This is a genomic window from Streptomyces sp. GL_140 (genome assembly GCF_057834465.1).
Map to the genome: position 1 here is coordinate 6,105,544 of NZ_CM174404.1, position 25,643 is coordinate 6,131,186.

Annotated in this window: 34 protein-coding genes; 5 read left to right on the forward strand and 29 right to left on the reverse strand. The window is 69.0% G+C overall.

Annotated features, from left to right (window positions below; genetic code table 11):
* Positions 1 to 93 precede the first annotated feature (93 nt).
* The 3 genes from AC3IYJ_RS28605 to AC3IYJ_RS28615 all read left to right on the forward strand — a co-directional run bounded on the left by AC3IYJ_RS28605 (position 94) and on the right by AC3IYJ_RS28615 (position 2,296).
* Complete coding sequence (locus AC3IYJ_RS28605; RefSeq protein WP_489397523.1) at positions 94 to 360, forward strand: hypothetical protein; 267 nt, start codon at positions 94 to 96, stop codon at positions 358 to 360.
* A gap of 71 nt (positions 361 to 431) precedes the next feature.
* Positions 432 to 1,883 (forward strand): recombinase family protein, encoded by a 1,452-nt coding sequence (locus tag AC3IYJ_RS28610; protein WP_489397461.1) that lies wholly within the window; start codon positions 432 to 434, stop codon positions 1,881 to 1,883.
* Positions 1,884 to 2,053: 170 nt separating this feature from the next.
* A complete protein-coding gene (locus AC3IYJ_RS28615) occupies positions 2,054 to 2,296 on the forward strand; it encodes a helix-turn-helix domain-containing protein (protein WP_489397462.1) in 243 nt (80 codons plus the stop codon).
* Positions 2,297 to 2,338: 42 nt separating this feature from the next.
* Here AC3IYJ_RS28615 and AC3IYJ_RS28620 read toward each other — a convergent pair whose 3' ends face one another.
* The 4 genes from AC3IYJ_RS28620 to AC3IYJ_RS28635 all read right to left on the reverse strand — a co-directional run bounded on the left by AC3IYJ_RS28620 (position 2,339) and on the right by AC3IYJ_RS28635 (position 3,523).
* The gene (locus AC3IYJ_RS28620; protein WP_489397463.1) at positions 2,339 to 2,473 is read right to left on the reverse strand and encodes a hypothetical protein; all 135 of its coding nucleotides are present in this window, start codon (positions 2,471 to 2,473) and stop codon (positions 2,339 to 2,341) included.
* Positions 2,474 to 2,486: 13 nt separating this feature from the next.
* The gene (locus tag AC3IYJ_RS28625; RefSeq protein ID WP_489397464.1) at positions 2,487 to 3,035 is read right to left on the reverse strand and encodes a glycine-rich domain-containing protein; all 549 of its coding nucleotides are present in this window, start codon (positions 3,033 to 3,035) and stop codon (positions 2,487 to 2,489) included.
* Positions 3,036 to 3,147: 112 nt separating this feature from the next.
* Positions 3,148 to 3,360: a hypothetical protein gene (locus AC3IYJ_RS28630; RefSeq protein ID WP_489397465.1), complete on the reverse strand. Its 213-nt coding sequence runs from the start codon at positions 3,358 to 3,360 to the stop codon at positions 3,148 to 3,150.
* Positions 3,353 to 3,523: a hypothetical protein gene (locus AC3IYJ_RS28635; RefSeq protein ID WP_489397466.1), complete on the reverse strand. Its 171-nt coding sequence runs from the start codon at positions 3,521 to 3,523 to the stop codon at positions 3,353 to 3,355. Before AC3IYJ_RS28635 ends, AC3IYJ_RS28630 begins: the two co-directional genes overlap by 8 nt.
* Positions 3,524 to 3,716: 193 nt before the next feature.
* On the opposite strand from AC3IYJ_RS28635, the gene AC3IYJ_RS28640 reads away from it, so the two are divergent.
* Complete coding sequence (locus AC3IYJ_RS28640; RefSeq protein ID WP_489397467.1) at positions 3,717 to 4,937, forward strand: NsdA family TPR-like regulatory protein; 1,221 nt, start codon at positions 3,717 to 3,719, stop codon at positions 4,935 to 4,937.
* On the opposite strand, the gene AC3IYJ_RS28645 is transcribed toward AC3IYJ_RS28640, so the two are convergent.
* From AC3IYJ_RS28645 to AC3IYJ_RS28730, 18 genes are all read right to left on the reverse strand, one after another.
* A complete protein-coding gene (locus tag AC3IYJ_RS28645; RefSeq protein WP_489397468.1) occupies positions 4,918 to 5,583 on the reverse strand; it encodes an HAD family hydrolase in 666 nt (221 codons plus the stop codon). The genes AC3IYJ_RS28640 and AC3IYJ_RS28645 overlap by 20 nt on opposite strands.
* Before the next feature lie 77 nt (positions 5,584 to 5,660).
* The gene (locus AC3IYJ_RS28650; RefSeq protein WP_489397469.1) at positions 5,661 to 7,256 is read right to left on the reverse strand and encodes a hypothetical protein; all 1,596 of its coding nucleotides are present in this window, start codon (positions 7,254 to 7,256) and stop codon (positions 5,661 to 5,663) included.
* 9 nt (positions 7,257 to 7,265) lie between these two features.
* The gene (locus AC3IYJ_RS28655; protein WP_489397470.1) at positions 7,266 to 7,526 is read right to left on the reverse strand and encodes a hypothetical protein; all 261 of its coding nucleotides are present in this window, start codon (positions 7,524 to 7,526) and stop codon (positions 7,266 to 7,268) included.
* Positions 7,526 to 7,789, reverse strand: a complete 264-nt coding sequence (locus AC3IYJ_RS28660; protein WP_489397471.1) for a hypothetical protein — start codon at positions 7,787 to 7,789, stop codon at positions 7,526 to 7,528. The genes AC3IYJ_RS28655 and AC3IYJ_RS28660 overlap by 1 nt, the downstream gene beginning before the upstream one ends.
* Positions 7,790 to 7,798: 9 nt before the next feature.
* On the reverse strand, positions 7,799 to 8,578 hold the full coding sequence (locus AC3IYJ_RS28665) for a peptidoglycan recognition protein family protein (RefSeq protein WP_489397472.1): 780 nt from the start codon (positions 8,576 to 8,578) through the stop codon (positions 7,799 to 7,801).
* A gap of 64 nt (positions 8,579 to 8,642) precedes the next feature.
* The gene (locus AC3IYJ_RS28670) at positions 8,643 to 9,125 is read right to left on the reverse strand and encodes a hypothetical protein (RefSeq protein WP_489397473.1); all 483 of its coding nucleotides are present in this window, start codon (positions 9,123 to 9,125) and stop codon (positions 8,643 to 8,645) included.
* A gap of 9 nt (positions 9,126 to 9,134) precedes the next feature.
* Positions 9,135 to 11,843: a hypothetical protein gene (locus AC3IYJ_RS28675; protein ID WP_489397474.1), complete on the reverse strand. Its 2,709-nt coding sequence runs from the start codon at positions 11,841 to 11,843 to the stop codon at positions 9,135 to 9,137.
* 9 nt (positions 11,844 to 11,852) lie between these two features.
* The gene (locus AC3IYJ_RS28680; RefSeq protein ID WP_489397475.1) at positions 11,853 to 14,474 is read right to left on the reverse strand and encodes a phage tail protein; all 2,622 of its coding nucleotides are present in this window, start codon (positions 14,472 to 14,474) and stop codon (positions 11,853 to 11,855) included.
* A 144-nt stretch (positions 14,475 to 14,618) separates the two neighbouring features.
* On the reverse strand, positions 14,619 to 15,092 hold the full coding sequence (locus AC3IYJ_RS28685; protein WP_489397476.1) for a hypothetical protein: 474 nt from the start codon (positions 15,090 to 15,092) through the stop codon (positions 14,619 to 14,621).
* Positions 15,089 to 15,547 carry a phage tail tube protein gene (locus AC3IYJ_RS28690; protein WP_489397477.1) on the reverse strand — a complete coding sequence of 153 codons (459 nt, stop codon included), beginning with the start codon at positions 15,545 to 15,547 and terminating at the stop codon, positions 15,089 to 15,091. Before AC3IYJ_RS28690 ends, AC3IYJ_RS28685 begins: the two co-directional genes overlap by 4 nt.
* A gap of 73 nt (positions 15,548 to 15,620) precedes the next feature.
* Positions 15,621 to 16,043, reverse strand: coding sequence for a minor capsid protein (locus tag AC3IYJ_RS28695; RefSeq protein WP_489397478.1), 423 nt, complete (start codon positions 16,041 to 16,043; stop codon positions 15,621 to 15,623).
* Entirely contained in the window at positions 16,036 to 16,389 is a 354-nt protein-coding gene (locus tag AC3IYJ_RS28700; RefSeq protein WP_489397479.1) for a hypothetical protein, read from the reverse strand. The genes AC3IYJ_RS28695 and AC3IYJ_RS28700 overlap by 8 nt, the downstream gene beginning before the upstream one ends.
* Positions 16,386 to 16,706 (reverse strand): hypothetical protein, encoded by a 321-nt coding sequence (locus tag AC3IYJ_RS28705; protein ID WP_489397480.1) that lies wholly within the window; start codon positions 16,704 to 16,706, stop codon positions 16,386 to 16,388. The genes AC3IYJ_RS28700 and AC3IYJ_RS28705 overlap by 4 nt, the downstream gene beginning before the upstream one ends.
* On the reverse strand, positions 16,703 to 17,119 hold the full coding sequence (locus tag AC3IYJ_RS28710; protein ID WP_489397481.1) for a hypothetical protein: 417 nt from the start codon (positions 17,117 to 17,119) through the stop codon (positions 16,703 to 16,705). The genes AC3IYJ_RS28705 and AC3IYJ_RS28710 overlap by 4 nt, the downstream gene beginning before the upstream one ends.
* Before the next feature lie 10 nt (positions 17,120 to 17,129).
* Positions 17,130 to 17,636, reverse strand: coding sequence for a hypothetical protein (locus tag AC3IYJ_RS28715; protein WP_489397482.1), 507 nt, complete (start codon positions 17,634 to 17,636; stop codon positions 17,130 to 17,132).
* Entirely contained in the window at positions 17,636 to 17,812 is a 177-nt protein-coding gene (locus tag AC3IYJ_RS28720) for a hypothetical protein (protein ID WP_489397483.1), read from the reverse strand. Before AC3IYJ_RS28720 ends, AC3IYJ_RS28715 begins: the two co-directional genes overlap by 1 nt.
* A 1-nt stretch (position 17,813) precedes the next feature.
* Positions 17,814 to 19,013, reverse strand: a complete 1,200-nt coding sequence (locus AC3IYJ_RS28725; protein ID WP_489397484.1) for an SU10 major capsid protein — start codon at positions 19,011 to 19,013, stop codon at positions 17,814 to 17,816.
* A gap of 14 nt (positions 19,014 to 19,027) precedes the next feature.
* Positions 19,028 to 19,711: a hypothetical protein gene (locus AC3IYJ_RS28730; RefSeq protein WP_489397485.1), complete on the reverse strand. Its 684-nt coding sequence runs from the start codon at positions 19,709 to 19,711 to the stop codon at positions 19,028 to 19,030.
* Between the two features lie 64 nt (positions 19,712 to 19,775).
* On the opposite strand from AC3IYJ_RS28730, the gene AC3IYJ_RS28735 reads away from it, so the two are divergent.
* Positions 19,776 to 20,039, forward strand: coding sequence for a hypothetical protein (locus AC3IYJ_RS28735; RefSeq protein WP_489397486.1), 264 nt, complete (start codon positions 19,776 to 19,778; stop codon positions 20,037 to 20,039).
* Here AC3IYJ_RS28735 and AC3IYJ_RS28740 read toward each other — a convergent pair.
* The 7 genes from AC3IYJ_RS28740 to AC3IYJ_RS28770 all read right to left on the reverse strand — a co-directional run bounded on the left by AC3IYJ_RS28740 (position 20,036) and on the right by AC3IYJ_RS28770 (position 25,458).
* Positions 20,036 to 21,160: a phage minor capsid protein gene (locus tag AC3IYJ_RS28740; protein WP_489397487.1), complete on the reverse strand. Its 1,125-nt coding sequence runs from the start codon at positions 21,158 to 21,160 to the stop codon at positions 20,036 to 20,038. The genes AC3IYJ_RS28735 and AC3IYJ_RS28740 overlap by 4 nt on opposite strands.
* Complete coding sequence (locus AC3IYJ_RS28745; protein WP_489397488.1) at positions 21,111 to 22,697, reverse strand: phage portal protein; 1,587 nt, start codon at positions 22,695 to 22,697, stop codon at positions 21,111 to 21,113. The genes AC3IYJ_RS28740 and AC3IYJ_RS28745 overlap by 50 nt, the downstream gene beginning before the upstream one ends.
* Positions 22,697 to 22,846, reverse strand: coding sequence for a hypothetical protein (locus AC3IYJ_RS28750; protein ID WP_489397489.1), 150 nt, complete (start codon positions 22,844 to 22,846; stop codon positions 22,697 to 22,699). Before AC3IYJ_RS28750 ends, AC3IYJ_RS28745 begins: the two co-directional genes overlap by 1 nt.
* On the reverse strand, positions 22,843 to 24,120 hold the full coding sequence (locus AC3IYJ_RS28755) for a PBSX family phage terminase large subunit (RefSeq protein WP_489397490.1): 1,278 nt from the start codon (positions 24,118 to 24,120) through the stop codon (positions 22,843 to 22,845). Before AC3IYJ_RS28755 ends, AC3IYJ_RS28750 begins: the two co-directional genes overlap by 4 nt.
* Positions 24,107 to 24,646, reverse strand: a complete 540-nt coding sequence (locus tag AC3IYJ_RS28760; protein ID WP_489402958.1) for a hypothetical protein — start codon at positions 24,644 to 24,646, stop codon at positions 24,107 to 24,109. Before AC3IYJ_RS28760 ends, AC3IYJ_RS28755 begins: the two co-directional genes overlap by 14 nt.
* A 30-nt stretch (positions 24,647 to 24,676) precedes the next feature.
* A complete protein-coding gene (locus tag AC3IYJ_RS28765; protein WP_489397491.1) occupies positions 24,677 to 25,084 on the reverse strand; it encodes a hypothetical protein in 408 nt (135 codons plus the stop codon).
* A 110-nt stretch (positions 25,085 to 25,194) separates the two neighbouring features.
* Positions 25,195 to 25,458, reverse strand: coding sequence for a hypothetical protein (locus AC3IYJ_RS28770; protein ID WP_489397492.1), 264 nt, complete (start codon positions 25,456 to 25,458; stop codon positions 25,195 to 25,197).
* Positions 25,459 to 25,643 lie beyond the last annotated feature (185 nt).

A 25,643-nucleotide genomic window follows, 5' to 3' on the forward strand; every position in this document is an offset into this window, starting at 1 on the left:
CCTGGGGGCGCGTTAGGTCCGATAGTCTGCATTTGCGCGCTCGCATTCGAACTTGTGCGCGGTTTGTGACGCAGGCAGCGCCAAGGGGGTCGCATGGCTGACAGTGAGTACACCCATCGGGAGCGTCCGCGCCCAGTGGAAGCTGAAGTAGTCGTCTCCGCGCTCGTACCGGACGGCTACGCCATGATCCCCATTCAGCTTCGCGGTAAGACGGTCCTCGCCGTCCACCCGGACCACGGCAGCGAGCAGCTCGCCAAGGAACTCACCGATCACCTCGCCCACGCGACTCAGGTCGGCATGGCTGTCCTCTACAACCCGATGGATCCGGTCGAAGAGGTGCGGGCGCACCCCGAGATTTAAAACTGCCTTTAGTGGGCCTTCGACCTAGCAAAGGCCCACGAAAGACGGAATTAAAGTGCGAGCATAGAGGCATGGAGTCACAGAACACCGGCCCGACAGGGCGCCGCGTAGTCCGCTGCTACCTCTACGCCCGCATCAGCTCGGACCGCGAGGGCGCCGGACTCGGCTGTGACCGCCAGATCGAAGACGGCTACGCACTGGCCGAACAGCTCAGCAACAGCGACACCGAGTACCGCGTCGTCGAAGTCTTCGAAGACAACGACCTCTCGGCCTACTCGGGCAAGCCACGCCCGGACTACATCCGGATGCTCCAAGGGCTCGAGGCGGGCGCTGGCGAGTGCGTCATCGCCTGGCACACGGACCGCCTCCACCGGTCGCCTGCCGAGCTCGAGCGGTACATCGACATCTGCGAGCCGCGGCGCGTCGAGACGCGCACGGTCAAGGCGGGCCACCTAGACCTCACCACTGCCACCGGACGGATGATCGCCCGGCAGCTCGGAGTGCAGGCTCGGTACGAGGTCGAGCGGATGGTCGAAAGACAGAAGCGCGCCCGGGATCAGATGGCGCAAATGGGTAAGCACTTCGGCGGCCGACGGCCCTTCGGCTGGGAGGTCGACGGTATGACGCCCATCCCTGCCGAGGTGGAGTGCATCCAGCACGCTGCACGCAGCGTTCTCGCCGGAGCCTCCCTGTACTCCATTCAGCGGGATCTGCGGGCCCGTGAAGCCCTCACGAGTACCGGCGGGCAGTGGAGTGCCTCCGAGATCCGCAAGATGCTCCTACGCCCCCGCAACGCGGGCATCGTCGTACACAGGGGTGAGGAGGTGGGGCCGGCCCAGTGGCCTGCCGCGCTGGACGAGCCGACATGGCGGAGTGTTGTCGCCATGCTCAAGGACCCGAGCCGCAAGATCGGGCCAGCCGGGAACGCCAGGGTTGCCCTCGGTACGGGCCTCTACGTGTGCGGGACCTGCGGCAAGAGCGTGATTTCGTCCACGGACGGCAGCGGCAACCACCCCGATCGGGAACGGATGCTCAACTACCGGTGCCGGTCGCAGAAGCACGTGAGCCGTCGGCGAGACCTCGTAGACGATGTCGTTCAACTCGCCGTGCTTGACCGGCTCTCCCTCCCTGATGCAGCAGACCTTCTGGCGACCCGTGAGGACCCTGTGGATGTACGGGGCGCCCAGGAGGACCGGAGGCAGGCACGGTTCACCCTGGACGGCTTGGCGGGCGCTCTGGGGCGTGGAGAGCTGGATATGCGGTCGTGGACTCTGGCGTCCGAGGCTGCGCGGCAGCGGATTGCCGCAGCGGAAGAGGTGCTGTCGCGTGCGGTCAAGGTGAATCCGGTGGCCGCCCTGCTCACGGCGGAGGACGTTGAGGAAGCGTGGAACGGGCTGGATCTGTCTCGGAAGCGGGCGGTGATCTCGTATCTGATGACCGTGACCATCAACCGGGCCCGCCGGGGCCGGCAGCCCGGTGGCGGGTATTGGGACCCGAATTCTGTGCAGGTCGCGTGGAAATGAAGCAGGGCCCCCGCTGGCAGGCGGGGGCCCCGCTGGCCGCTCCCGCCGCCTGGGGGGCAGGACTGGGAGGGCCGGTCTGGTGTGCAGGCTGATGCCCACATTTGCGGGAGATGAGTCGATGTAGGGTGCACCCTACATACATCAGTTCATGATCACGTCAGCGTGTACGGGTGTCCCGTGCCCACCCTGTACCCGCTCACGTCCTCGCCAGACGACGACGCATCGGCGAACAGATTCGACAGGCCCGGACGGACAGGAAGCTGACACAGCAGTTCGTGGCCGAGCAAGCTGGCGACATGGACCGGGCAACGTACGTCCGTATCGAGCAGGGCCAGGCGAGCCCGCTCCTCGACACGCTCATCCTCATCGCGGACGCCATCGGCGTACCGCTCGCGCACCTCGTCCGGGAGTAGCCCCGGCCGGAGGGGGAACTGTCGGCCGGGGCGGTTCTCAGATCAGCTCTCGTCAGGCTCCGCCACGACGAACCCGCGGACCGGCGCAGGTCCTTGCCGGGTCGGGTCCTGAGCGCGCAATGCCTCGTGCAGGGCCTCGACAAGGTCGGCGTACCGGGGGTCGATCCACTCGTTCATGGCGGCAGCCTACTCAGCCCTTGGGCTTGGGGATGATGACGATCGGGCCGCCGTCGTCCGAGTGACGGCAGGAAGCGGCGACGGTGACGAGGGTGTCCTCCGGGCCGCGCCACAGGTCCGCGTCGACGCTGTAGCCCGCGGCCTCGATCGCGGCGACGGTGCGCTCGACGGAGCTGTGTGAGCGGTTGGTGGGGTCGGGCCGCTCCGGCAGGTGGTGGATGAAGCCGCCGCAGAGTCGGAAGCACAGCGACTGGTAGAGGGCGGTGTGGAGTACGAGCGCGTGCCAGCCCTCGTCCACGACACGGGACGGTACGAGACCCGCCGGGGTCCGGGCGGCCGTGGCGAGGAACGCCAGCGCGTCGACAACGATGCGGGAGGCGAGGTCCATGGCCATGCCGGGGTTGTTATCCAGGACGGTGTGCATGACGCCGTTGAACTCGGCATCGCTGAGCAGAGCCCGCGCGCTTGCGGGGGCGGTGGCCGTCAGGACGCCGGACGGCTGCGGGTTGCCGGGCTGGCTGATGCACGGCGGCGGGACAGGGTTCGGTACGGGACTGGACATGCTTCTCCCCTAGGTCATGTGCAGGAAGGTGCGGGTCAGGTGGTGCCGACGACGATCACGGCGAGGATGCCGAGCACGATCAGCACGTAGCAGAGCTGCTGCGGAAGCCCGGTCATCCGGTGGCCTCGACGTTGCGTTCCGAGGTCGACAGCTCCAGACCGGACTTCATTCGGATGTATGCGATTGGCGCGTACTGGGGGTCGCCATAGACGCGGCGGACCTCCTCATACACGACGGCCATGAGCTGGCCCTCCGTACCGGAGGCAATATCGCGGACCCGCTGGTTCAGGAGCGGGTGGGCCAGGTGCTCTCCCGGCTTAGCCATCGGACTCGTCTCCATCCGTGCTGGTGAATCGCGCCCAGCCGGCCTGCGCCCGGTCAAGGAGATCAGCGCTCGGCTCGACCACCTCAGCCATGCCCATACGGGGATCGTCCGGGGTGTCGAGGTTCCATACGCCGCGGGCGCAGCTGTGGGTCGGGCTGGTCACGGGTCACTCCCTACCGTCGTCAACGGGTGGTGAGAGACACCATGGACCTAGGAAAGTCCTATTGCTAGGACTTCAGAGCGGCCTTTCTGGGTCCTCAAATAGGGCTTTGCTGCCCCCATTCTGGTGAACCATGGCAGTCAAGAGGGCGTCCTGAGACAGTAGGTCAGGACACCTACCCACTACGGGAGTTGGAATGACCCGACCCACCGGCAACGCGCGCTTCCGGGCGGCCCGCCAGGCCGCCGGCTACCGGACCCAGCAGGAACTCGTCGACGCCCTCGCCGCCCGCGGGATCCACATCGGCCTACGGCAGGCCCGCCGCTACGAAGCCGAGAACCCGCCCCTGCCGCAGACCGACGTGCGGCAGGCACTCGTCGACCTGCTCGGCCGCCCCCTCGACGAGCTCGGGTTCAACGTGCCGCCCGGTACCGGACCGCAGACCAGCACCAGCCTTATCGCCCCTGCGAACCGCGGACCGCTGCGCGCCTCGAGCGCACCACAACCAGCCACCGCCGGTTCCGACTTCCTTGCGGTCACCCGGGCACACCGACGGCTGTACTGGACCGTCACCCCGTCGGTCCTGCACCCGGCCGTTGCAGCACATGCCACCCTCGGCGGCCAGCTCCTCGACGCGACTACCGGCAGAACGCGTCAGACCCTCGCCGTGGCTCTCTCGGAGAGCTGGCTCCTGGCAGGCCGGATCGAGTTCTTCGACCTCCGCGAGCCCACCCGGGCCGGCGACACGTGGGTCCGTGCTCTCCAAGCCGCGGGCGAGGCCGACGACACGCTGCTCGGCGCCGCGATCCTGGCGCACATGGCGTTCATCCCCGGATGGTCTGGGCAGTGTTCCGCCGCCACAGAGCGCATGGTCGCGGCCCGCACCTACGCCCGGCGCGGCCAAGCCAGCGGCCAGTTCGTGGCCTGGCTCGATGCCGTCGAGGCCGAATGCGCCACCCGCTGCGGGGACACGCGAGCCGCCCTCAACCTCATCGCCCACGGTGAGACCGTCGTCGAGGACGACGCAGGCCCCACCCCCGAGTGGATGGATTGGTTCAGCCCCGTCCGGCTTGCCGCGTTCAAGGGCAATACCCAGCTCACAGCCGGGCACCTGCCGCAGGCCCGCGAGACGCTGCTCCACGTCCTCGACGAGCTTCCGGAGGACGCCGACAAGCAGCGCACCGTCATCCTCGGAGACCTCGGAGCGGTCGAGGCCGCCGCCGGACGCCCGGAGGACGCGGCGCGGTACGCGCTTCGCGCGCTGGAGCTGCTGGAGACGCACTGGTACGCCACCGGGCTGGAGCGGGTCCGCGAGGTGCGGCGCGCACTCGCTCCGTGGGAACACGAGCAGTACGTCCGCGACCTCGATGATCGTCTCTACGGCTGGGGTGCCGTCGTCAGCGCTCTCGCCTGTTGAACTCGGTGATCCGAGGGGACAGTTCGGCGAGGCTCTCGACGCGGAACGTTGGCAGTTCGAGGGCCTCGGCGGTGTTCCACTGGATCGTGGCCCACGGGCCCCGGCGGATGAGCGCGGTGTGCATGCCCGCGGCGGCGCCGGGGCGGAGGTCGTTGTCGACGCGGTCGCCGACGTAGAGGATCTCGCCGGGGGCGGCCGGGACGACGGCGGCGACCCGCTCGAAGAACTCCGGATCCGGCTTGCTCGCGCCCCAGTCGTCCGAGGTACCGATCAGGTCGACATCCTTCGTGAACAGCTCGCGGAGCAGACCGCCCGCCCGAACGGTCTGGTTCCCGGCGATGCCCAGCCACAGGCCGTCCGCGCGGAGCTGCGCGAGCGCCGGGCGGACGTCCGAGTAGAGGTCGTTCTCGCCGAACCACTCCGGGAGGCCAGCGGCAGCACGTGCTTCCCGCTCGGCCGTCAGGTCGAAGCCGGGCTTGAAGGGCTCGAAGACCTCGCGGTAGTCGCGGCCCTGTGCGATCACGGCGCCGAACATCGCGGCGAAGGTGTGTCGGGGGACGCCGAGCCAGTCGGCCCAGGTGCCGTACTCCCGGGTCTCGTCCACGAGGCACTCACCGACATCGAACACCACAGCGCGAATCGTCATGCGAGCAGCCTATCCACGGGGCCGAACGCACGAAAGCGCCCCCTCCCGCCCGTAGGCGAGAGGGGGCATCGTGCTGCCTAGGGTCCAGAGAGGGCGTACCACTGGGATCCCCAGCCGGTGTTGATCGTGCTGGTTGCCTGGCTCGATAGCGTCAGGCTCGACGGCAACGACGTCTGTCCGGTGAGGATCGTGGAGTAGCGGAGGTTCGGCGCCGTCAGGTTCGCGTTCACCGAGATCCCGGCCCCGGTGGCCTTGAAGGTGAGCGAGTTGGTCGTCCAGGTGGAGCCGTTGCCGAGCAGCATCGCGATGTAGTAGTTGCCGGGTGCCGCAACGAACGGCGTGGCGAGCGGCAGGGCCTTGGCCGTAGCGCCCGACATCAGCAACGAGGAGATGTCCGCAGTGACACCCTTCAGGGCTCCTGTGCTGTCGTACAGGCCGAGGTAGCAGTTGCTCAGCGAGGCGCCCGCGTCGACACCGGACAGGCCCAACCAGATGTTCGCGACGGTGACCTGCTCCCGGATCGGGATCTTGACCAACGTGATCCGGCCCGCGACACCCGCGCTGCTCTGCGCCGTCACATGCCCGGCATCGTTGGGGTCGCCAGTCCACGTGATGAGCCCCTGCTCCGACGGGCGCGGCAGCCAAGAGCCAGCGGCCGAACCGTTCACCGCGCCGAAGTTCCAGAGCCTCATCCGCCACGGATAGACGGTGTTGGCGTAGACCCGGCCGGCGGCGGTGCCACTGTGGACGAGGGCCACGGTGATGTTTCCGGAGCCGTCGATGTGGCCTGCTTGCACCACGAAGAACTGGCTCGTCACCTTCGAAAAGCTGGTGCTCGGGTACAGCCATGGCGCGCCCTCGGCCAGCGGTGTGCTCGTGCCGGAGCCGCCGTAGATGGAGACAGCCCCGCCGCTGGTGAGTAGGGCGACGTCCATGAAGTGGGCGCCGTTGTACATCATGGCGAGGTCGACGTCGATGCGGTCGCCGACTGCTGCGGGGATGGTGCACTGGAGCGGCGTGCCCGCGCTCGTCTGCACGATGATCCACGGCGTGGACGAGGGCAGATCAGTGATGGTGCCGTCAGTGATGGTGGCCCCGCTGGTCGTGACGACCGTTCCGGACGCACCGATCGCGCCCTGAGGGCCCGTCGCCCCCGCGGCTCCGGCAGTGCCTGCGGTGCCCTGCAGGCCTTGAATGCCCTGGATCCCCTGCGGCCCCGTATCGCCCGTGTCGCCCTTCGCTCCCGGGGCTCCTGCAGCGCCGGGTGCGCCGTTCGCTCCCGGAGCCCCCGCAGGCCCGACCGGACCTGCAGCACCCCGCACGTAGCCCGGGAGCCCCGGGTCGGCGACGACGAGGTCGAGGATGTCGAGCGGTGAACCGTCGCCCGTTGGGACCGCGAACGTCCGGACCCGGACCGGAACCCCGGCAAGGGACTCCGTGATCCGGTAGTAGCGGCCCGTCGCGGGCTCGATCCCTGCCGCGTCCGTGGGGATCAGCGACGCCGACCACGCGCCGGCCGTGACGGTGACTGGATGGTCCGGGCCGACGAGCAGCCGGTTGCCGGTCTCGTCGGTCCAGCGGCGCGGCAGGCATGCCAGGGTGACGGTCACCGGGGCGCCGAGGTCAGTGAAGATGTCCGCCACGCTGCCGGTGACGGTGCGCCTGGTCGACATGGTGTCCTCCTACCGGGCCAAGAGGGCGAGTGCCCCGGTCACGGCTCCGCCGACCCCGGCGAGGACGCCAAGGGTGGGCAGGGGCCAGCGGGACCGCTCCAGGGTGCGAATCCGCGTCTCGTGATCCGCGAAGTCACGGCGGAGGTCTTTCGTGTCGTCGAGGATGCCGTCGAGCTTGGACTCGATCCGCCCTACGGTCTGCGTCAGCCCCCTCACCTCCCCATACATCTGTGCGGAGCTGATGTAGACGCCCGGATCGGGGGTGGTCACTAGACCCCCTTGGCGGTCGACGCGCTGTTCGGGTCACCGACCAGCCGGGCCAGGAGCCCCTTGACGAAGGTGCCCGCGGCGACGATGCCGGCCGTGCCAACGGACTGCCAGAAGGAGCCGTGGAGCATATCGGCCGGACCGGACGCGACGAGGAGGCCGCCGGTGGCTGCGGCGAACGTCCAGATGGTGCGCTCGGCGACGTCCTTGGCGTACGTGGCGCCGGTCTTGAGGATGGAATCGACGGGCGGGAACGGGCTGGTCATGGAGGTCTCCTAGTTGGTGAGGCGTGCGGCCTGAACGTCCGCGACGGCGTTGGCGATGGCGGCGACCTGCTCCGGGGTGAGGCCCGTGGTCTCCAACGCGGCGACCTTCGTGGTCAGCGCGGCCACCTGGTCGGACAGGACGGCCACCCGCTTGCTCGCGGTGACCAGGTAGCCGTACGCGTCGATGGGTTCGCCGGTGCCCTTGTAGGACCAGAGCTCGTTCGGGGTTGCCATGTCGTCCTCCTGGGACGGGTCGGGGGCGCCGGTCGCGCGGGCGACGATGCCCGGGAAGACGATCTTTTTGAACTGCTGCACGCGGGCGTCGCCGGGGCAGTCCGTGCCGGACACGGCCCATGCCGTGTGCAGCCGGTGGTGGCCGTATCCGGGGTCGTCGGCGGTCTGGCACACCCGCAGCGGGAGGCCGTGTTCCTGGTGGAGCCACACGCCGAGCCGGATCAGCTGCTCGACCTGCTCCGGTGTCCACGGGTCGGTGGCGTCGTCGTTCGAGGCAGTCTCGATCGATACCGCGCCGGTGCCGTCCGGCCGAAGGTTGGCTCGGTAGTTGGCATCAGCCCTGGTCTGGGTGCCGATGTACTGGCCGAGTGAGCCGTCGTAGTCGAGGCCGAAGTGACTTTCGAGGTTCGTCGAATCGCGCCAGTAGGCGTAGATCCGATTCTCGTCCCACGGGGCTGCGACGGAGTGCATGATGAACTGCGTCGGTCGAATTGCGGGCTGGGAATCGGACTCCGGTTGGAGCTCCATTTTCTCGGCGCCTGGGTACCAGGCCATGACACCTCCAAGACATGACAAAAGCCCCGGGCCATCAGGCTCGGGGCGGTGGGTGGCGGGGTGGCTACGCAGGCTTGTACACGAGGCAGATGGACAAGTTGTCCGTGTTGCCCCAGGTGAAGGGTCGAGTGGCGTTCCACTCGCCCGGCGTCGCGCCGCTCGCGGCGGTCGACGACAGGGCCATGGCGAAGCTGTCGCCGGACAGGACGCGCGAGACCCCCGGGTAGTAGGCGCCGCCGGGGTCGAGGGCCAGGGCGCTACCGACGTACGACATGCTGGAGCTGGCCAGCGAAGCACACGCGAAGGGCAGCGCGAACCTGAACTGGCCGCCACCCCACGTTGTAGTGCTCCCGCCCACCAGCGAGGCCCTGACGTGGCAGAGGCCGCCGTCCAGCGCGTACTCGCCGTCGAGAGTGCCATTGCCGAGAGAGACCGCGGCGCCGGTCGAGGACGTCCAGGTGGGCGTGTACGGCGTCCAGATTGCGCTGATCGCGTTGAGGCGGGCTGCGGTGGTCCGGAGTCCGGCGACCCATCCTGTGTACGCCATGGCGCCTCCTCAGTAGCTGATGATTGGGGCCTGGTCGAGGCGAACGTCCGCGCTGGCGGACTGCGCCTTGACGATCGAGTTGATCGAGCGGGTCACGGTGAACGTCTGCGGGCTGGCCGCGCCCGAGATCGCGGTCACCCGCATGACCTCGCCGCCGACCTCGATGTCGACAGGGAGCTCGGCGCCCGAGGTGGACCACAGCGGTGCGCCCACGGTTGCAACCGACAGGGACGTCGCGGTCGACGTGACGCCCGAGGCGAGGGTCGAGCCGTCGGTGTCGGCCCGGCCGGTGACGAGGTCGTCGACCACGGCCACGGTCCACGGGCCCGCCGGCGAGCATGCCAGCGTGACTGTCCACTCGAACGTCTTCAGCTCTTCGTCGCCGCCCTCGACCATCAGATCGAGAGGGCCAGGTGGAAGCCACGCAGGCAGACCGGTGATGCGGATGATGTCGCCCGGCTGGAGCGCGGCCACCGCCGGGATGAGTGTTGGGAATTTGTGCAGGTAGATCCGCACGCTCGGATACCGGGCCTCATCCCAGGTGCCTCGATGTAGCAGCCAGTGGGCAATGTCCTCGCACTGGCCGTCAGAGGCCAAACTCATGGTCTGGGAGTCGTCATAGGTGCCGACACCTGACGGCGGGGCCGCAGTCGACAGGGAACCGCTTGTCAGGACGGCCCGCGCGGACGAGCCGCCAACGCGGCTCACGGTGCGGTCGTTGCGAAGGTGCCGGTCATCGTCGACCGGTTTCAGCGGCGGCGCGAGCTGCGCGTAGGGGATGGTCAGCCTCGGGGTCTGGCTGTACAAGGTGGTGCGGCCCCGGTAGATAAGGCCCGCCCGTTCCCGGTCCTCGTACAGGATCCCGCCATCCGAGGTCTCGCATTCGCCGAGCAGGGTTAGGAGGGTTTCAGAGCGTTGGGGGCCCATTTGGGTCGGGGCGGTCCCGGCAATGGCTGGCACGTTCTCCTCGGTGGCCAGCCTGCGGAATCGGGCGGCTGCGGTTTCGCCGAACCAGCCGTCATCGGCACGGTCGTAGACGGATGTGTTCGAGCTGGCGAACACTCCGAGGTGGCCGAGGCGCACGTCGGCCGCGAGCGCGCCGAACGAGGTGCCGATCGTGGTCACGGTTCCTGCGGTCGCGGCGATGGTGGTGTCGTTTCCGAAGCCGCCCCCCGACACGTCGACCCAGCCGATCCGGTACCGGGTGTTCCCGCCCGTCTGCTCGGCGTTGATCTCCAGACGGGTCCAGGCGCCATGGAATCCGAAACCAGTGGTTACCGAAGGCACGCTGAACAAGCTCGCGCCGGTGCTGGAATATCCGTCGAGGGAGAGGCTGCCGTTGTCGACGGTGAGGACGACGCGAGCGGCAGTTCCCGTGGTCGCGAAGTCCATGAGGACGGTGGGCGAGGCGGGCGGGGTCGCCCAGTAGAAGACACAAGCAACGAGCCACTGTCCCGTAGCGGTGTGGGCCGGGACCACGCCGAGCATGCTGGCAGATGCCGTGATGCGGGGAAGCGGCGCGGATCCGAGGAGTGTGTTGTCTGCGGCGAACTCGAATCCGGATACGGCCAGCGGTGACACGGCCGGCAGTGGCGAGTAGGCCTGGAGGGCAGACCGGCCGTCCTCCAGCGGCCAGTAGGCGACCGGAGCCCCTACCGTGGGGATCCTGCGCCGCAGTGGCGAGGCCAGGGCTTTCGCGCCTTGGCCGAGGCGCCGCAGGATGCCGGCCGCCTCAACGGGGGTGGTGACGTCGTGGCCGCCCGCACCCCACTGTGGTGTCCATGAGGATGCCTCCAGGACGGCGCGGATACGGCGGGAGGTGATTTCCGCGCCGTTTCCGACGGTCCATGTTCGTCCGGCTGGGTCAGCAAACGTAGTGGTGCCGCTGGCCTGCGCGCTGAACACCGGGTTGGCGACAGCAGATCCGCCGATCCCGTTGCGGATCTCGATGGAGTGGTACTGGCGGGAGGTGGCCGCAAGCGTGGAGGTGGCGATGTCCCCCACTTCCACAACAGCGGTCGAGTTGAAGATTGATGTGGTGCCGGCGGTGGTGACGGTGCTGGTGCCGAGCTGTACCCAGGGGTCTGCCATGGTGGGCGCGGTGTAGAAAACGACGGTGTAGCCGCCGCTTCCGTTGTTGACGTCCAACGTGGCCCGGAGGGCTCCGCGCTCGCCGGGGCCGAACGGTACGGGCTGGCTAGAGGTGGCGTTGGCGGTAGTGGTCCCGTCGGTGGACCACCGGAACTCGGCCACCCCGTCCTCGTGGAGCCACAGCAGCCATGAGCGCTGATTCGCGGTGGTGTTGTACTTGCCCAGGACGCCAAAGCTGTTGGCGCTGCTCGCTCCTGCCCAATGGGCTGGAGTGAGATCGGCACGGACGTCGATGTCGCCCACGATGTCGAGGGTTGCCGCGTCGGGAGTGGTCGCGCCTCCTCGGACCCCACTCGGGATGACAAGCCCCACGGTTCCGCCACCGTGCGTAAGGCGCACGGGCGTGTTGCGGCCCAACTGCCCGAAATACGGGCTGCCCGGGTTCCGGGAGCTGTACTTGCCGTCAGGGTTGCGGAGTGCGAACGAGGCTGCCGCAGGGTCCGTTTGGGACCCTTCCCCGCGACGGCCCCAGCTGTACCGGATTGCGCCCGCGTGGAGGGCATCGTTGGTGACGTCCGTCCACGTGCCGGCGATCTGGAGCTCGACGCGGGCGTCGGGTACTGACATGCGGGCCTCCTAGCCGAAAGCGGTCTGGACGGACCCGCGCCCATCAACCTGGACAATGCGGCGGATCAGGGCCTTGAAGGCCTCTGGTCCTTCGAACTCGATGATCGTGCGAGGCTGCCCCCCACCTCCCTGAAGGCCGCCCGCGCCCGCTGGGCCGAGGGCCATCCCCGGCAGGGCGCCCGTGAGGCCGCCGAGCTGCTGCTGAAGCGCCGGAGTCTGCGCGGTGATGCCCCGCTGGAACCCCTCGATGATGCTGCGGCCGGCGGGGGTAAGGATCCGGGCATCGACATCAGCCGGCCCTTTCCAATCGGGCAACATGCCTGTAATGCCACTGAGCGTGGACCTGATGGATCCGATCTTCGACCGGATGCCTTCGATGAACCCGCTGATCAGGCGGGCGCCCGCGTTCCACAGGATGCTGCCGAGGTCACCAAGGGCGTTCTGGGCGGCGCTGGGGATCCCACGGATCCAGTCCACGAACTCGTTCTTCTTCTGCCGGACCGAGTCCATCATCCGGCCGCCAGCCTCCTGGACGCGGTCCCACAGTGCGCCCGCGAGTCCGGCGAGCGCCGAGCCAGCGCGGCCGGGGAGCTCAATGAACGCTCGGACGAAGAAGTCGAGGACGCCACTCAGCATGCTCTTCGCGGCGTCCCACGCTCCGCTGAAGTCGCCCTTGAGGAGCGCCACGATGGCTTCGATGGCGGGCAGGACCACGGTGTTGATGACCCGGCCGAGCTCACCAGCGAACATTTCGGCGAGTTTGCCGATCCAGCCAATGACGGTGATCAGCATTGGTGTCATGTCGGTCAGGACTTTCGCGACCAGCAGCACCAGCTGTGCGATGACCGGAGCCAGCGCCACCATCAACTGCGCGAAGATCCCGGCGAGCTGCGTGATGACCGGGGCGAGTGCGCTGATCAGCGCCGACAGGATCGGCAGGATGGCCTCGGTGAGCGTCATGAACGCGTCGAGGATCGGTTCCAGGACCGGGATCAGAGCGGCCAGGATCGGCGTCAGCGCGGACATCAGGACACCCGCGAGCTGCGCGACCAGCGGGGCCAGCATTTTGAAGACGTTCGCGACCAGTTTGAGGATCGGTGTCAGCGCAGGCAGGAGCCCCACGATCAGGCTCGCGAACACCGGGATCAGGGGGCCGACCGCGTCGAGGAGCGCGCCGACAGCCTCCGCGGCGGCCTCCAGGACGGGGCCGAGTGCGGCGATGATCGGGCCGAGGGCGGCCCCGAGGATCTCGATGAGCCGCTGGACGGGCGGACCGAGCGCCGTGAACACCGGGGCGATGGCCTTGAGCGCGGTGATGAGGAGCGGGCCAACGGTTTGGGCGAGCACCGCCATCGTCCCGTAGATCGCCTGGAGAGCGCCCTGCACGGCGGGGCTGGCGAAGGCCTCCGCGATCGCCCCGGTGATCTGGGTGAGGACGCCGAGGAAGTCGCCGCCGGTGGTACGGGCGGCAGAGAAGACGGACCCCACAATCGAGCCGACGTTGCCGACGACGTCGAAGAGCTGCTTGAAGACGGTGATCGCGTCCTCGATGGCCTGCTGCATCTTGTTCGACGCGAACGCCTTGTCCAGGCGGCCGGAGAGGGTGTTCAGGCCGGCGCCCGCGGCTTCGGTGAGCCGGGCGAAGCTGGGCGCGGCTGCTGCAGCGACCTGGCCCAGGGCCCGGACCACGAGCCCGGGGGCCTGCGACAGGTTGGCGAGGCCTTCGTTTGCCCCCGAGAGGGCTTTGCCGAGGGTGCCGTTGCGGCTCATTTCGATGGCCGCGTCACCGACGCCCTTGGCCATGAAGTTGAGGGTGATGCCGGTCTCTTTGAGCTGGGACTTGAGGATCGGCAGGGTGGTCTTGCCCAGGTCGCGGAGGACCGTGTCCAGGTCGCGGAACATTTCCTGCTGCACGGTCTGCTGAATGCTCTTCAGCTGGGGCTGGAGGGTGCGGACCTCGCGCGCGAAAGCACGGGCAGACGGTGCGAGGTTCTTGATGGCCTCCTCGAAGGCCTGCGGGTCCGAAGGGTCCATCGCGGCCTTGACCGCGTCGCCCACACCCACCATGCCCAGCTTGAGCGCGCCCGTCGCCAGCTTGAGAGCCACAAGCCCGGACACGGCGACCAGAGCCGCCGGGGCGATCTGGACCACCGTCGCGGCCAGCCCGGCCACCAGCGGCCCGGCCGCGCCAATCGCGGCGCCGACCTTCGCGAAGGACATCGCGACGCCACTGATGCGACCCGCCATGGAGCCGAGCCGGTCGGTGTCGATGTTGATGTTGCGCAGGCTGCTCACGGCCCGGCCGAGACGCGCCCCGAGCGAGGTTCCCAGATCGTCGGCGGCGCGCGCCAGCGCCCGGAAGCGCATGGCCATGGTGCGGGTCTCGACCTCGACGACCGCCGCAGTCTCCGAGGTCTGCGTGGAGACGTCCTCCAGGCCCTCTTCGACAGTCCCCAGGGCCTGGTTCATCACGGAGGCTTCGGCAACGAAGTGCCCCGCAAGGTTGCGCAGGCGGCCGGCCGCGTCAACGGTGAATCCCTGGGCGGCAAGTTCCGCGCGGGCGAGGCCGCGGGTCCAGTCGGAGGAGTCCGCGCGGACGTAGCCGACGAGTTCACCGACGGTCATGGCCATGGGGTGCCGCCCTTCGTGGTCAGCTGCGAAGGGCAGCGCGGATCAGGGCGTCGTCATCGATGACCGAGAGGTCGTCGGCCGCGACCCGCCTGAACATGGCTTCCGGGGAGAGACCGCAGACGAGGTGCCAGAACTCGCGCTCGCCTAGGTGCGGGATCGCGCCCGCGGGGATCCCGTACTCGCGGCGGAAGTCCGCGACGATCGCCCACCAGTGGTTTTGGACTGCGATCGCCGTGCGGCTCGGTTCCCGACGAGCGCGGCCGCTGCTTTTCCCGGGTCGTCGCTGGTGACGAGCTGGAATGCGTCGCCGAACTCGACGTCGGTCTTGCCGTTGCCCTGCATGTAGCCCCACATCAGGGCGGTGAGCAGGCCGATGGCGCCCATGCCGTTTTCGACCCACTGCTCGAACACGCCCTCGCCGTAGAGCAGGCCGACGGCGTCACCGAAGTCGGAGATCTCCGACTCGGCGCCGAGCGTGGAGAACAGGGCGGCGAAGTTGAGCGGGATGTCCGAGGGGACCGGGACGGTGACGCCCTCGATGATCTCGGTGCGGGCCCCGAAGGCCTCGGCCTTGAAGTCCTCCCAGGACTGCGCCTTGGTGGCGCGAGGGGCCGTCACGACTTGACCGCCGTGGTGCTCGGGCCGGACCTCGTGAATGTCGCTGACCACGACACTTCGTCGTTGTTGCCGCCACCCTGGTCGCCGAGCGTGATGCGGGCCTTGGTGAACACCACCCAGGACGTGTCGTCCTTGTGCGCGTACCGGAAGCCGGTCAGCGAGTCCGGACCCAGTCGCTCGTTCATGCCCTCGACGATGGTCTGACCAGGGTCGAGGGCGAAAGTCACCGGGTCCCGCAGCCGGAACCCTTCCAGCTGCACGCTCTTCCCGATCTGCATCTTGTACGACTCGGACTGGCCCAGGGACCCGAAGGTGGTGACGTCGGTGGTCTCCTCCTCCTCGCTCTTGGTCCACGTGTTGATCGCACCGATCGCGATATCCACCCACGTGCCGGGTGCGTTGTAGTCCTCGATTTGAAAACGCGCGTCGCGCGCGTTGTACGTGTTCACTGCCATGGCTGTGTCTCCTCCGGGCATGGCGAGGAGCCCGCCGGCAGTGCCGTACGGGCTGAAGGAAAGGGGGGTGGGGTCAGACGCGGTGCGCGGTCACGCTGCGAACACGCATCCGGCAGTTGCAGACGTGCTCGTGGCGCCGGTTTTCGTCCGTGCCGAGACCAGCCACGGCCTGGTTCGCGCGGGAGAGGAGCAAGTACGTGCCGTCGGGCAGGGTGGTTTCGCCAAGGCCGTGGAGCTCTGAGCGGATGTCCTGGCAGAGGTCACGGCTTACGCGCGGGTCGGTAGTGCCACGAACCTTGACCTGCACGGGTACCTCGTCGTAGCCGAGTTGGCTGTCGGCCTCGGCGCCGTCGTCGTAGATGGTTAGGACGATGCAGACGTCCGGGGTGGACGGCTTGGCTTCGAGGAAAATGCTGCCGGTGACGCCGGTCTCGTCGTAGACGCCGAGGCCCTGAGCGGCCAGATGGCGGGCCAGACCGTCGAGGAGGCTAGCCACGCAGCCACCTCCGCAGGGGGACCGCCATCAGCCGGAGCATGACGTCCTTATCCCTGTTGAGCGGGATTTCCAAATATTTCGCCATGCGGCCCGGCAGGTGCTTGTAGTCCAGGTTCTCGTGCTGGATCCGGGCGTACACGGTGTCGTACGTGACGGCTCCGTTGAGGCCGTCGCGGGTCACGCGCCCACTGCGCTCAAGTGTGCCCTCGTCCAGCGGGACCAGCTTCCGCGACTCAAAGAGGAGATGCTCCAAGGCCTTCTGGAGACCCTCCTCGGCCGCCGCCTGCCCCCGCCGGGACGCTCCGAGGCGGCCGCCCTGCCAGCTCATGCGCGCGTACTGGCTCACGTGCAGGTCACCTCCCGGTGGTCCGGAGTCGGCAGGCCGGCGCCCGCGTAGAGGGTGGAGGTGATGACCGAGGCGACCCGCCCAGAAGGCAGCGTCACCCGCGACTCGGGCGGGCAGGCTTGGGTGGGAAACAACCAGACCCTCGTGGCCGTCGAGGTGATCTCCTCGCCGTCCTTGGTCCGGGCCGTGCGGGTCGTCTCCTCGACGTAGGCCCGCGCGGTGACGGGGGCCGCGTACTGGGGTCCGTACGCCGATTCGCCGGTGTACGCCTCGATGGTGATCGTGTAGCGGAGGAGCCAGCCGGGGATGGTGCTCACCAGGCCACCGCCCCGAGCTGGATCCGGTCCGGGGTGAGGTCCGGGGCCCGGAGCGCGTCCCACACTGCGGGGGCGATCTGCCGGGCCGGGGAGTCGTCGCCGGACACGGCCGTGACGGACCGGCCGAGGTTGACCGAGCCGATCTGCGCCGAGCCGTAGCCCACTCCGGCCGCCCCGACGGTGTCGCCGACCTCGACGCCCCATTGGGCCTGCGCGCACACTGCGTCGGCGAATGCGGCTGCGACCACGGTGTCCGTGGGGAGGCCGGTGTCGCCGACGGCGTATGCGCAGAGCCGGAACACCTGCGCGTCGAGCATCTGGCTCGCGCGAGCAAGCCGGGAGTCGATGTCCGCAGGGGCGTCCGCCCCCGTGTACGTCTCGTACTGCTCGGCGGTGGCGTAGATACGGGCCATGGGCCACCTCCTACGCGCTGGAGCCGATGATCACGATGTCGTACGTCACGGACGTGGAGCCCGCCGAGTTGGTGACCTTCAGGACGTCGCCGGTGGCCGCCGTGACCGCGTAGGTCGTGGCATCCGCCGCGCCCGCGAACAGCGCCACGCAGGCGCCCGGCCGCAGGGTGAGCGTGCCGGTGGCGTTCAGGGCAGTGATCCACGGGTTGGTGCCCGCGCCGACGATCACGTTGTTGGTGTTCCCGGCCGCCGCGGAGATGATGATCGCCTTGACCTTGGCGAACGTCAGCGTCGCCCCGTAGATGTCCACGAGGCTGCCCGCGAGGTCGATGTCCTCCGTCGCGGACGCGGTGAGCGTGCGCGTGTCCGCAAAGCGGAGGTCCGCCTTTCCGGCGCCGGTGCCGCTCGCCAGATAGGCGCCGTACCGCTTCGACATGCTGTCGGAGGCCGTGGACAGGTCCCCAGCCTTGGTGTAGATCCCGTCGACGGTCACGCCGACTGTGGTGGTCAGGGCCATCAGCCCTCCTCCTTCTGGGCCTTGGACGTGCGCTTGGGTTTGGTCTCCTCGACCACACGCCAGCCGGACGCCGGGTCGTCGGCGAGGGCCGCGTAGGCGGCTTCCGCGTCCGAACCGGGGACCGGCTGAACACTCTCGGCGATGTGGTCGCCGGAGCGTCGTTCGTAGATGGCCACGTCAGACCTTCAGGCCGGTCATGACGCCGTGGGCGCGCTCGGCCCCGTACTTGAGGCCGATCTCGCCGTACAGCTGTACGTCAGTGGACGCGCCGGTCTTGGCGAGCTCTTCCTCGAACATGACGCCCTTGCCGGGGACGTTGAGGAAGACGGGGGCGAGCTGCTCCAGGGACACGGCGAGGATGGTGTCCTGCGGGACGTGCCGGTCCATCATCAGGTTCAGCGTGCCGAAGTCCGAGACGATGGTCTGGACGTTGACGCCGCCGACGGTGCGGGACGTCTCCGTGTACTGACCGTACGCCGAGGAGTACGCCTTGGTGATGGCGCGCTTCTGGATGCTGTTGCACAGGAGCGTCGCGGTGGCCTGCTCGGACATGCCGCCGTTGTCGTAGGCGAGCTGGATCAGGTCCGACACGTGGTCGGACGTGAGGGTCGTTGCCCAGGGCTTGTTGTACGAGATGCCCGTGGCGGTGCCCAGGGTCAGCGCGGCGCCGCCGGACGTGGTCGCGACCTTGAAGGTGTTCGTCGCGCTGGAGACGACGTAGTAGACGCGGCCGGCGACGACGTTGGTCATGGCGTCGGTGATGACGAACACGATCTTGTCGCCGTCGGACATGCCGTGCGCCGTCGCGGTGACGGTGTCGGTGGCCGAGGTGGCGCCGGTTACGACGGTGGCCCGCGCGATCCGGTTGGTGGTGATGGCCTCCAGCAGACCGCGGGTCTTGCGGGCGGTCGCGTTGGTCGTCGGATTGCTGTAGCGCCCGTTGATGAACGAGAAGTTCACGTCCAGGGCGATGGACTTGAGCTCCTGCGCGATCTGCCAGTCCAGCTCGGTGGAGATCGGGTTGTCGCCGTCCACGGACCGGAACGGGGCGCTGCCAGGGGTGGCGAGCTGCCCGAACGCGGCCTGCTTGGTGTAGCTGACGGACACCTTCGACTGGTGGATCTGGGCCAGGTTGCGTACGTTCGCGCGGACCCGCTCCTCAGCGGTCGGCGCGGTCGCGCCTTCGACCTGGACCCGCTGAGCCGGGTCGCGGAGGTCGGAGGTCTGCCATTCGAACTCCACGGCCGTGGTCATGCCACCGCCGGTCAGACCGCCGATCGCGGACAGCAGCGGGGTGTCATCCGGGGTGAGCGCGAACAGCTCGCCGGCGTAGTTGGGAAGGTTGAAGGTCGTACCCATCCCGGTGATCCCGGCCATGGTGTCTCCTCAGGTCATGTGGTCGCGGCGCGTTGCCGCTTGAGTCGGATGGCGGTCGCAAAGTCCCGCCGTGCGGTCGCCTCGGCGATCTGCTTGTCGAGGGACGCGGGGGTCTCGCCGCCGGCCCCGTGGTCCGCGCCGGACCGGCCGGGGCTGCGGGGGGCGAGCTTGGCGAGCTTCTTCACCGCGGCCTTGATGGCGTCGGTGTCGACCTCGCCGTCCGCAACGAACCGCGAGGTGTCGATGAGCTCGGAGGCCTCACCGAGGTCGAGCCCGGCGGCCGCGGTGGCGGCCCGGAACTCAGCGGCGGCGAGCTTGGTGGCGTACTCGGCGGCGGCTGCCGTGCGGCCGGACTTCTCCGCCGCGGTGACGGCCTTCTCCTGCTCGGTCTGGCTGGCAGCCTTCAGGGCGTCCAGCTCTTCGCGGGCGCCCTTGTTCTCTTTGGCCCACTTCTCCCACTTGCGGGCCTCGGCCTTCCAGTCCGTGTCGTCACCGCCGGGGGCGGGGGCGGCCGGAGGTGTGGCCGGGGGCGTTGCGGGCGGGGTGCCGGGGTCACCGGCGGGCGGGGTGCCACCTGCGGCGCCGGCGCCCTCGTCGCTGCCACCCGCGATGACGTGGATCGGTCGGCCGTCCATGCGGTAGCCGAGGATCGCGCCTGCCGGGTGCGTGGCGAGGGTGTGCCTGAAAGGGGTGATCATGTGTGCTCCCATGCGGGTTTGCCCCGGCCGTGCGGCCGTAAGCGGTGCTGGATATCGTCCGCACATGACAGACGAAGCTGAGTTCGAGGAAGCGTTCCGGACCGCTGTGGGGCTGGTGAAGGCGTTCCTTCGCGAGGACACCAGCGGTGAAGCGGCCCTCTGGGAAATGTCGGAGGACAAGGACGGAGTGGTTAGGGCCCTGATGGCCCTTGCCAGCCGTGCCGTCGTTGAGGCTGCGGAGGGCAGCGAGGTCACTACCGACGAATGGCTCGACGTTGAAGCCGCGCTCTTCGAGGCGAGTGCCGAGGACGGCGAGGTCGAGGACTAGCGGGCGGCCCTGATCTGCTCGCGCGCGGGCTTGCGGCGGATGTCGTCGTGCGCGGCGACGTGCTCGCGCGCGGCCTTCTGCCAGTCGCGGATCTTGGCCTGAGCCTTGCGGCGGGCCTGCTCGTCCATCGAGGCAGCGGCCCGGCGTTTCCAGGAGCGGATGTGCCGCTCGATCTCCCGCTGCCGTTGGGTGTCCTCGTAGGTGGTGCCCGGCGTCGCATGGTGCGGCGGTCGGGTGGTCACCCCGGGCAGGTAGGCGCCAAGTGAGTGCCTGCAATTCGGGTGAAAGAGGCCAGCGGCGCGGGCCTCGATCAGTGACCCGGCGACGTGAACGGCGATCGTGCGGCCGTCGTCGTGCAGCTCATGCTGCGCCCGAACCGTGTGGGGCCCGGACTCGGCGCCGAGGGTGAGGATTTCGCCTTCCCAGGGCCGGCAGAGCGGGCATTCGAGCGGCGCGTCCGAGACGATGACGAGCCCGATTCGGATCTCGGCGAGCGAGTCGATATGGCCTTCGATCGCGGCGCGCGCCGTGACGGATCGGACGGCCATCTCCGCGTACGAGGCCATGTCCCAGTTGCGGCCGGACGAGTCGGTGAAGCCGGTGATGCCGCGGGCCGCGAACTGGTCGAGGGCCCGTTGTGAGGCGTCTCGGCGGGTGATGCCGGTAAGCAGTTGGGCTCCGGACACCCGGGCCACAATCGACCGGTAGGTGTCGACGACGGACCGGGTGATCCGTTGGTAGAGCGGGCGGGTGTCCTGCGCGTACGAGGCGGCGAGCCGGTCGACGGCCGGCGCATTGGGCAGGGCCCGCCGGGCGGCGAGCTCCCGACCGATATCCAGCGCTCCGAGCTCGACCACAGCGGCTTGCCGACCCCGGTTGTAGGCCGTAATCAGGGCTTCGGCAACCGCGCCCGTGGTGTCGTCCTGAAGTGCGGCCGAGATCTCCTCGACGGCGTTTCGCAGGTTGCCGATCGAGGCGAGCTTGAGTTCGGCCCACCGTGGGGAGTCGATGTCCGCCTCCAGCGCGGCGGCGAGACGCTCCAGGAGCACACCCTCGGCTGCGGCGTACAGCTCACGGACCCTGTGGGCCAGGTCCTCCGCCAGGGCTGGGGAAACCGGCATGGCCTCCCCCTTCCGCACCGGTCATGGCCGGGTCTGCAACGACCCGTCCGGCCTCGCCCTGGATTTTTTTGACCTCGGCCTTGACCTGGTCGTCGTCCCAGTCGGGGTGGATCATGCGGACGAGGGTGTCCGTGGACGCGGCCTCGGCCCGGCGCAGCAGCTCGGCGGCTGCGGCGATCTCGCCAGGGCTGTCGCTGATGGAGTCCTGGAACTCGACGTCCGGGGGTTCCAGGTCGAGCCCGGCGACACCGAACAGCGGCCCAGCCTCGACGGCGAGGAGCGCGGCCGTGATGTCGGCGACCGCGGGTTTCCAGTACAAGGCTTTGCGGGCGCGGGTGGCCATGCTGCGGCGTTCCCGGGCCCGGATCTCCGTTGCGGTGACCGCAGCCGCGTCACCGGTCGCCCCGAACGTCGAGGCGGAGTAGCCGGCCTGGCGTACGGCCTGCTCGACGAGTTCGGCGCAGGTGTCGCGGTGCTCAGTTACCCGGATCTGGAACTGGACGGGCGTAATCGGGTTGGGGTCGCCCGCCCTCGGGAGCATGTTCAGCCCGGAGTAGATCTCTTGGTCCTCGTCCCACGTGGCGCCCTGGCCGGGCCCGGCGGACTGGAGCAGGGCGTTGGCAACAACGATGCGGCTCTTGCCGTGCCGGACGTCCCGCATCCACGAGGAGTACGTCTCGTCCAGGGCGTCAAGGATGCCCTCGATGCCCTGAAAGTCGGACTGGCCCCAGTAGGCGGCGGACGGGATGTGTCGCCAGGCTCGCGCGGGGCGGACGTTGGGGATGTAGGCGGCGGTGAGGTGGTCGGGGGCGCCGGTTTCGATGCCGCCCTCGGCGTCAACCATGTTGGCGAGCGGGGCCGTCGCGGGGTGGTCTTCGAGGGGGACGGGGTGGCCGAGGCTGCCTGTACCGCCCTCGTACAGTCCGTGGTAGATGACACCGCGCTCGTGGCGCTCCAGGTGCCGCCAGACCCTGCGGTCGTTGGGGTCGTCGGAGGCGAGGAGCGTCCAGAAGGTGACGGCGCGCAGCCGCCCGTACGTGAACTCGGGGACCGCGCAGTCTGCGGCCACGGGAGCGATCCACGGTCGGTCGGCGACGTCTTCGTCCCACACGATGCGCAGGTACACGCCGCCGAGGGCCGCGCCGAGCTCGCCGGCCTCCAGCAGGGTGGGGTGCAATCCCTTCTCGACGAGCTCGTCGAGGCGGTCCTGCGTGGCCGTGCTCGCGCTGGTCAGCTTGGGGGGTTCGGAGAACAGCAGCTCGGAGGAGGTCCGGGCGATGTCCCCGGCGAGCGGCACGTGGAGCTTGGTGCGCTTCTGTCCGGCGGTGGTCGGGTTGCCCCAGAACCATCGGGCGAGGCGCCCCCGAACGCCCGTGGCGAACTGCGCCGGACGGTCCCCACTGCGGTAGCCGCGGCCTTCGTAGCGCTGCTCCAGCCGGTCGGGGTCGGCGGAGAACCAGGCGTCCCAGTCGGCCATCGCGGTCTGCACGCGCGAGTCTGTGGGCGGCCAGGCCTGATCTGCGGTGGGTAGGGGCATCAGGCACGCTCCCGTTCCATCAGCAGGTTGGCGATGGACAGCCACGAGCATGCGAGTTGGTCGAGGCGCTCCATGAGGGCCAGATTCGTTTCGGTCTCGGCAGCCTGGAGGATCCGGACGGCGTTGCTGATCGCCTGGTCGACGGTCACGCGGCCACCTCCAGCAGAGTCGGAATGTGCGGCCGCCACAGGGCCTCGGTCGTACGGACGCCGTACCGCAACGCATCGCAGCTGTGATCGTCGAGCTTGATGGGCTTGTCCTCGCCCTTCTCGGCGGCTTCGTCGTCCCACGAGTAGCCGGGGATCTCCTCGATCAACCCGCGCGCGGAGGTGTGGATCCGCAGCCGGTCCCCGGCGATGAGGGAGCCGACCGTCCGGATTCCGTCGAGGACGGTGTTGTCGGCTGGCATGACGCCGGACACGCCGTCTCGGTGAAGCTGCTCGATGTAGGAGGCGGCGGACGGGTCGACGATCGTCCACTCCGGCTGGACGCCGAGGACGTTGGTCTGCGGATGGGGCACGCCCTGGAGCCAGGCACGGCGTGCCCGGCTGTACTCGCTGTCGGTCTTCTTGCGGCGCTGGGCCCGGGAGTCCCACCGGTACTCGGACACGACGTACAGCCGGTTGTCGACGCCGAGGCCGATCAGGAGATCGGAGTAGGGGTTCGTCGTGCCGTAGTCGATGGCGTCGCACAGCCAGCGGGCGATGTGCGGGACCTCTGCGACAACGTGGCGCTGCTCGTCGAACGCGTCGTAGATCGCGCCCTCGGCCTGCACCCAGTGCCCGAGGATGTTCCGCCGGTAGAACAGGCCGGTGTAGGTCGACTTGAGCGCGGCGACGTAGGCGGGGTCGAGGAACGGGTTGTCATCGAGGACGAAGTGCCACGACGACAGCCGGGTCTCGGCGGCCCGCTTCAGGTAGTCCCGCTTCACCCAGTGCCCCGGGTTGTCCGGGTTGGTCGTCGCGAAGATCTGCGCGCCAGGGACGGAGCAGCGGGCGACGAGCTGGTCGAAGAACGCCTTCGGGAGGGTGGTCAGCTCATCGACGTAGGCGCCGGCGCAGGTCATACCGCGGACCTTGGGTTCGGCCTTGGCGTCGTTGGCGCCGATGACGTGGACGGCCCGGCCGAGGATGTAGGCGATGGGTGCGCCGTTGGTGTACTTGACCTGCTGCGCGAGCTCGCCGAACAGGTCGCTGTTCATCAGCGGGCCGATGATGTTGCGGTACAGGGAGTCGCGGGTCCGGCCGACCACGACGAGCTCGCCGCCGGTCGGTGCGTCGGCAACGTAGATCAGCCAGCGGAGCAGCGACGCGATGGTCTTCCCGGACCGGACCGAGCCCTCCCACAAGTTGATGCGGGCATCGGCCTGGACGATGGACAGGATCTGTTTGCGGGACAGGGGCAGGGCGTCAAGGAGACTCACCTTCGGCCTCCTCGCTGCCCTGGTCCTCCTTCACCGCCTCAGCCAGGCCCTGGAACAGCTTGCCGAGCATCGAGCGGGCGTCAGCGGCCCCGGAGTCTTCGGCCGGCGGGACGAGGCGTACGGACTGCGCGGCGGCGGCTGCGGCGGCGGCCATCAGCGACCGCTTGTCCGCGGCGAGCGGCTCGGGGATGTCCCGGCTGTTGTACGTGTGGTCCTTGCCGCCGAAGGAGTGGATTGTCGTCGGCTCCCACACCTGCGCGGACAGGGCGAGCGCGTCGTCGGTGAGGGCTTCGGCGAGGATGACTCGCTTCTCTTCCAGGTCCGCTTTGCGGGCTCGGGTGGCTTCCTCGGTGGCGGTACGGTCGAAGGCCAGGCCGAGGCGGGCGGCGTAGACGCTGATGGTGCGCTGGCTGCGGCCCATGGCGCGGCCGATCTCGTTCCGGCCGAGGCCCTGCGCGTGGAGGCGGCGGAGCTCGTCGAGTTCCTCGGTGGTGACCCTGGCGCCGTTGTACTGGTTGTCGCCCATCGCGGCCACGGTCACCACCTCCGGTTCATCTCAGGGGCAGGTCTCTTCGAGCTTGACCGTGTGGAACACGAGCTTCGTACTCGTGGCCGTCATCGTGCCGGCGGCGGGCGTCTGGGAGCAGACTTTCCAGTTGCGGTCGAGGACTTGGTGGCGACTCTGGCCGAGGGCGTCAGTGGAGCCGAGGAGGTAGAAGCCCACGGCCTGCGCGTTGTCCTGGGCAGCCTGGAGGACTTGACCGACCGCGTTGGGCACAGTGCCCTGAGCGGGCGCGGGGGCTGAGGCCTTGGGCGCCGCAGGCGTGCTGCTCGCGGGGGTTGGTGCGGCGGCCGGCGGGCTGCTGGGTGCGGGCCGGCCGGTGCTGGTGGCCTGCGGGTTGCACGCGGTGAGGGCGAGGACGCCGGCTGCGGCGAGGATGGTGATGCTGTGGTGTGTGCGCATCGCGTCACTGTGTCCGGGTACAGGCGTCTGTGTGGTGGCTGTGACTGACCTGTGACGCACGAAGGCCCCGCGTGTATTGGCGGGGCTCCGGGTGTGCTGGGCGTGGGGGTCTACTGGCGGCGGCGGAAGAGGCAGAGGAGCGCGGTGCGCTCGCTGCCCAGGGCCTTGCCTTCGGCGCCAGCCATGTTGGTGAGGTGCCAGCCCTGGCTTTCGATGCCTTCGATCTGCTCAGCCACGCCGATCATGGGGCCCGTACTGCGGCTGTTCGTGTTCGCTTCGATGATTTTGAAGGCGAAGACCTGGCGGCCAGCGGTGTATGCAGCGGCAGCTGCCTTGGCGGCGGTCTCGCCCTTGGCGTTGTTGATGAAGCCCATGATGCCCCCTGGTGCGGTGGTGGAGCCGCATCGTTGCACTGGGGGTGTGGGGGCGTCTGGCGTGTGACCGGTCTGTAACGCGCGAAAGCCCCGCGCGGTGGCGGGGCTTCGATGTCCAGGCACGCCGGACGTGAGGCCAGGATGGGGCACGGGCGCCGGTTTTGCAACTAGGTGCAGAAGAGCCC

Excerpts from the sequence above, each read along its gene's own strand:
- AC3IYJ_RS28605 (WP_489397523.1), top strand. The coding sequence starts at position 94 with ATGGCTGACAGTGAGTACACCCATCGGGAGCGTCCGCGCCCAGTGGAA.
- AC3IYJ_RS28610 (WP_489397461.1), top strand. The coding sequence starts at position 432 with ATGGAGTCACAGAACACCGGCCCGACAGGGCGCCGCGTAGTCCGCTGC.
- AC3IYJ_RS28620 (WP_489397463.1), bottom strand. The coding sequence starts at position 2,473 with ATGAACGAGTGGATCGACCCCCGGTACGCCGACCTTGTCGAGGCCCTG.
- AC3IYJ_RS28625 (WP_489397464.1), bottom strand. The coding sequence starts at position 3,035 with ATGTCCAGTCCCGTACCGAACCCTGTCCCGCCGCCGTGCATCAGCCAG.
- AC3IYJ_RS28630 (WP_489397465.1), bottom strand. The coding sequence starts at position 3,360 with ATGGCTAAGCCGGGAGAGCACCTGGCCCACCCGCTCCTGAACCAGCGG.
- AC3IYJ_RS28640 (WP_489397467.1), top strand. The coding sequence starts at position 3,717 with ATGACCCGACCCACCGGCAACGCGCGCTTCCGGGCGGCCCGCCAGGCC.
- AC3IYJ_RS28645 (WP_489397468.1), bottom strand. The coding sequence starts at position 5,583 with ATGACGATTCGCGCTGTGGTGTTCGATGTCGGTGAGTGCCTCGTGGAC.
- AC3IYJ_RS28650 (WP_489397469.1), bottom strand. The coding sequence starts at position 7,256 with ATGTCGACCAGGCGCACCGTCACCGGCAGCGTGGCGGACATCTTCACT.
- AC3IYJ_RS28660 (WP_489397471.1), bottom strand. The coding sequence starts at position 7,789 with ATGACCAGCCCGTTCCCGCCCGTCGATTCCATCCTCAAGACCGGCGCC.
- AC3IYJ_RS28665 (WP_489397472.1), bottom strand. The coding sequence starts at position 8,578 with ATGGCCTGGTACCCAGGCGCCGAGAAAATGGAGCTCCAACCGGAGTCC.
- AC3IYJ_RS28670 (WP_489397473.1), bottom strand. The coding sequence starts at position 9,125 with ATGGCGTACACAGGATGGGTCGCCGGACTCCGGACCACCGCAGCCCGC.
- AC3IYJ_RS28675 (WP_489397474.1), bottom strand. The coding sequence starts at position 11,843 with ATGTCAGTACCCGACGCCCGCGTCGAGCTCCAGATCGCCGGCACGTGG.
- AC3IYJ_RS28680 (WP_489397475.1), bottom strand. The coding sequence starts at position 14,474 with ATGGCCATGACCGTCGGTGAACTCGTCGGCTACGTCCGCGCGGACTCC.
- AC3IYJ_RS28690 (WP_489397477.1), bottom strand. The coding sequence starts at position 15,547 with ATGGCAGTGAACACGTACAACGCGCGCGACGCGCGTTTTCAAATCGAG.
- AC3IYJ_RS28710 (WP_489397481.1), bottom strand. The coding sequence starts at position 17,119 with ATGGCCCGTATCTACGCCACCGCCGAGCAGTACGAGACGTACACGGGG.
- AC3IYJ_RS28715 (WP_489397482.1), bottom strand. The coding sequence starts at position 17,636 with ATGGCCCTGACCACCACAGTCGGCGTGACCGTCGACGGGATCTACACC.
- AC3IYJ_RS28725 (WP_489397484.1), bottom strand. The coding sequence starts at position 19,013 with ATGGCCGGGATCACCGGGATGGGTACGACCTTCAACCTTCCCAACTAC.
- AC3IYJ_RS28730 (WP_489397485.1), bottom strand. The coding sequence starts at position 19,711 with ATGATCACCCCTTTCAGGCACACCCTCGCCACGCACCCGGCAGGCGCG.
- AC3IYJ_RS28735 (WP_489397486.1), top strand. The coding sequence starts at position 19,776 with ATGACAGACGAAGCTGAGTTCGAGGAAGCGTTCCGGACCGCTGTGGGG.
- AC3IYJ_RS28740 (WP_489397487.1), bottom strand. The coding sequence starts at position 21,160 with ATGCCGGTTTCCCCAGCCCTGGCGGAGGACCTGGCCCACAGGGTCCGT.
- AC3IYJ_RS28745 (WP_489397488.1), bottom strand. The coding sequence starts at position 22,697 with ATGCCCCTACCCACCGCAGATCAGGCCTGGCCGCCCACAGACTCGCGC.
- AC3IYJ_RS28760 (WP_489402958.1), bottom strand. The coding sequence starts at position 24,646 with ATGGGCGACAACCAGTACAACGGCGCCAGGGTCACCACCGAGGAACTC.
- AC3IYJ_RS28765 (WP_489397491.1), bottom strand. The coding sequence starts at position 25,084 with ATGCGCACACACCACAGCATCACCATCCTCGCCGCAGCCGGCGTCCTC.
- AC3IYJ_RS28770 (WP_489397492.1), bottom strand. The coding sequence starts at position 25,458 with ATGGGCTTCATCAACAACGCCAAGGGCGAGACCGCCGCCAAGGCAGCT.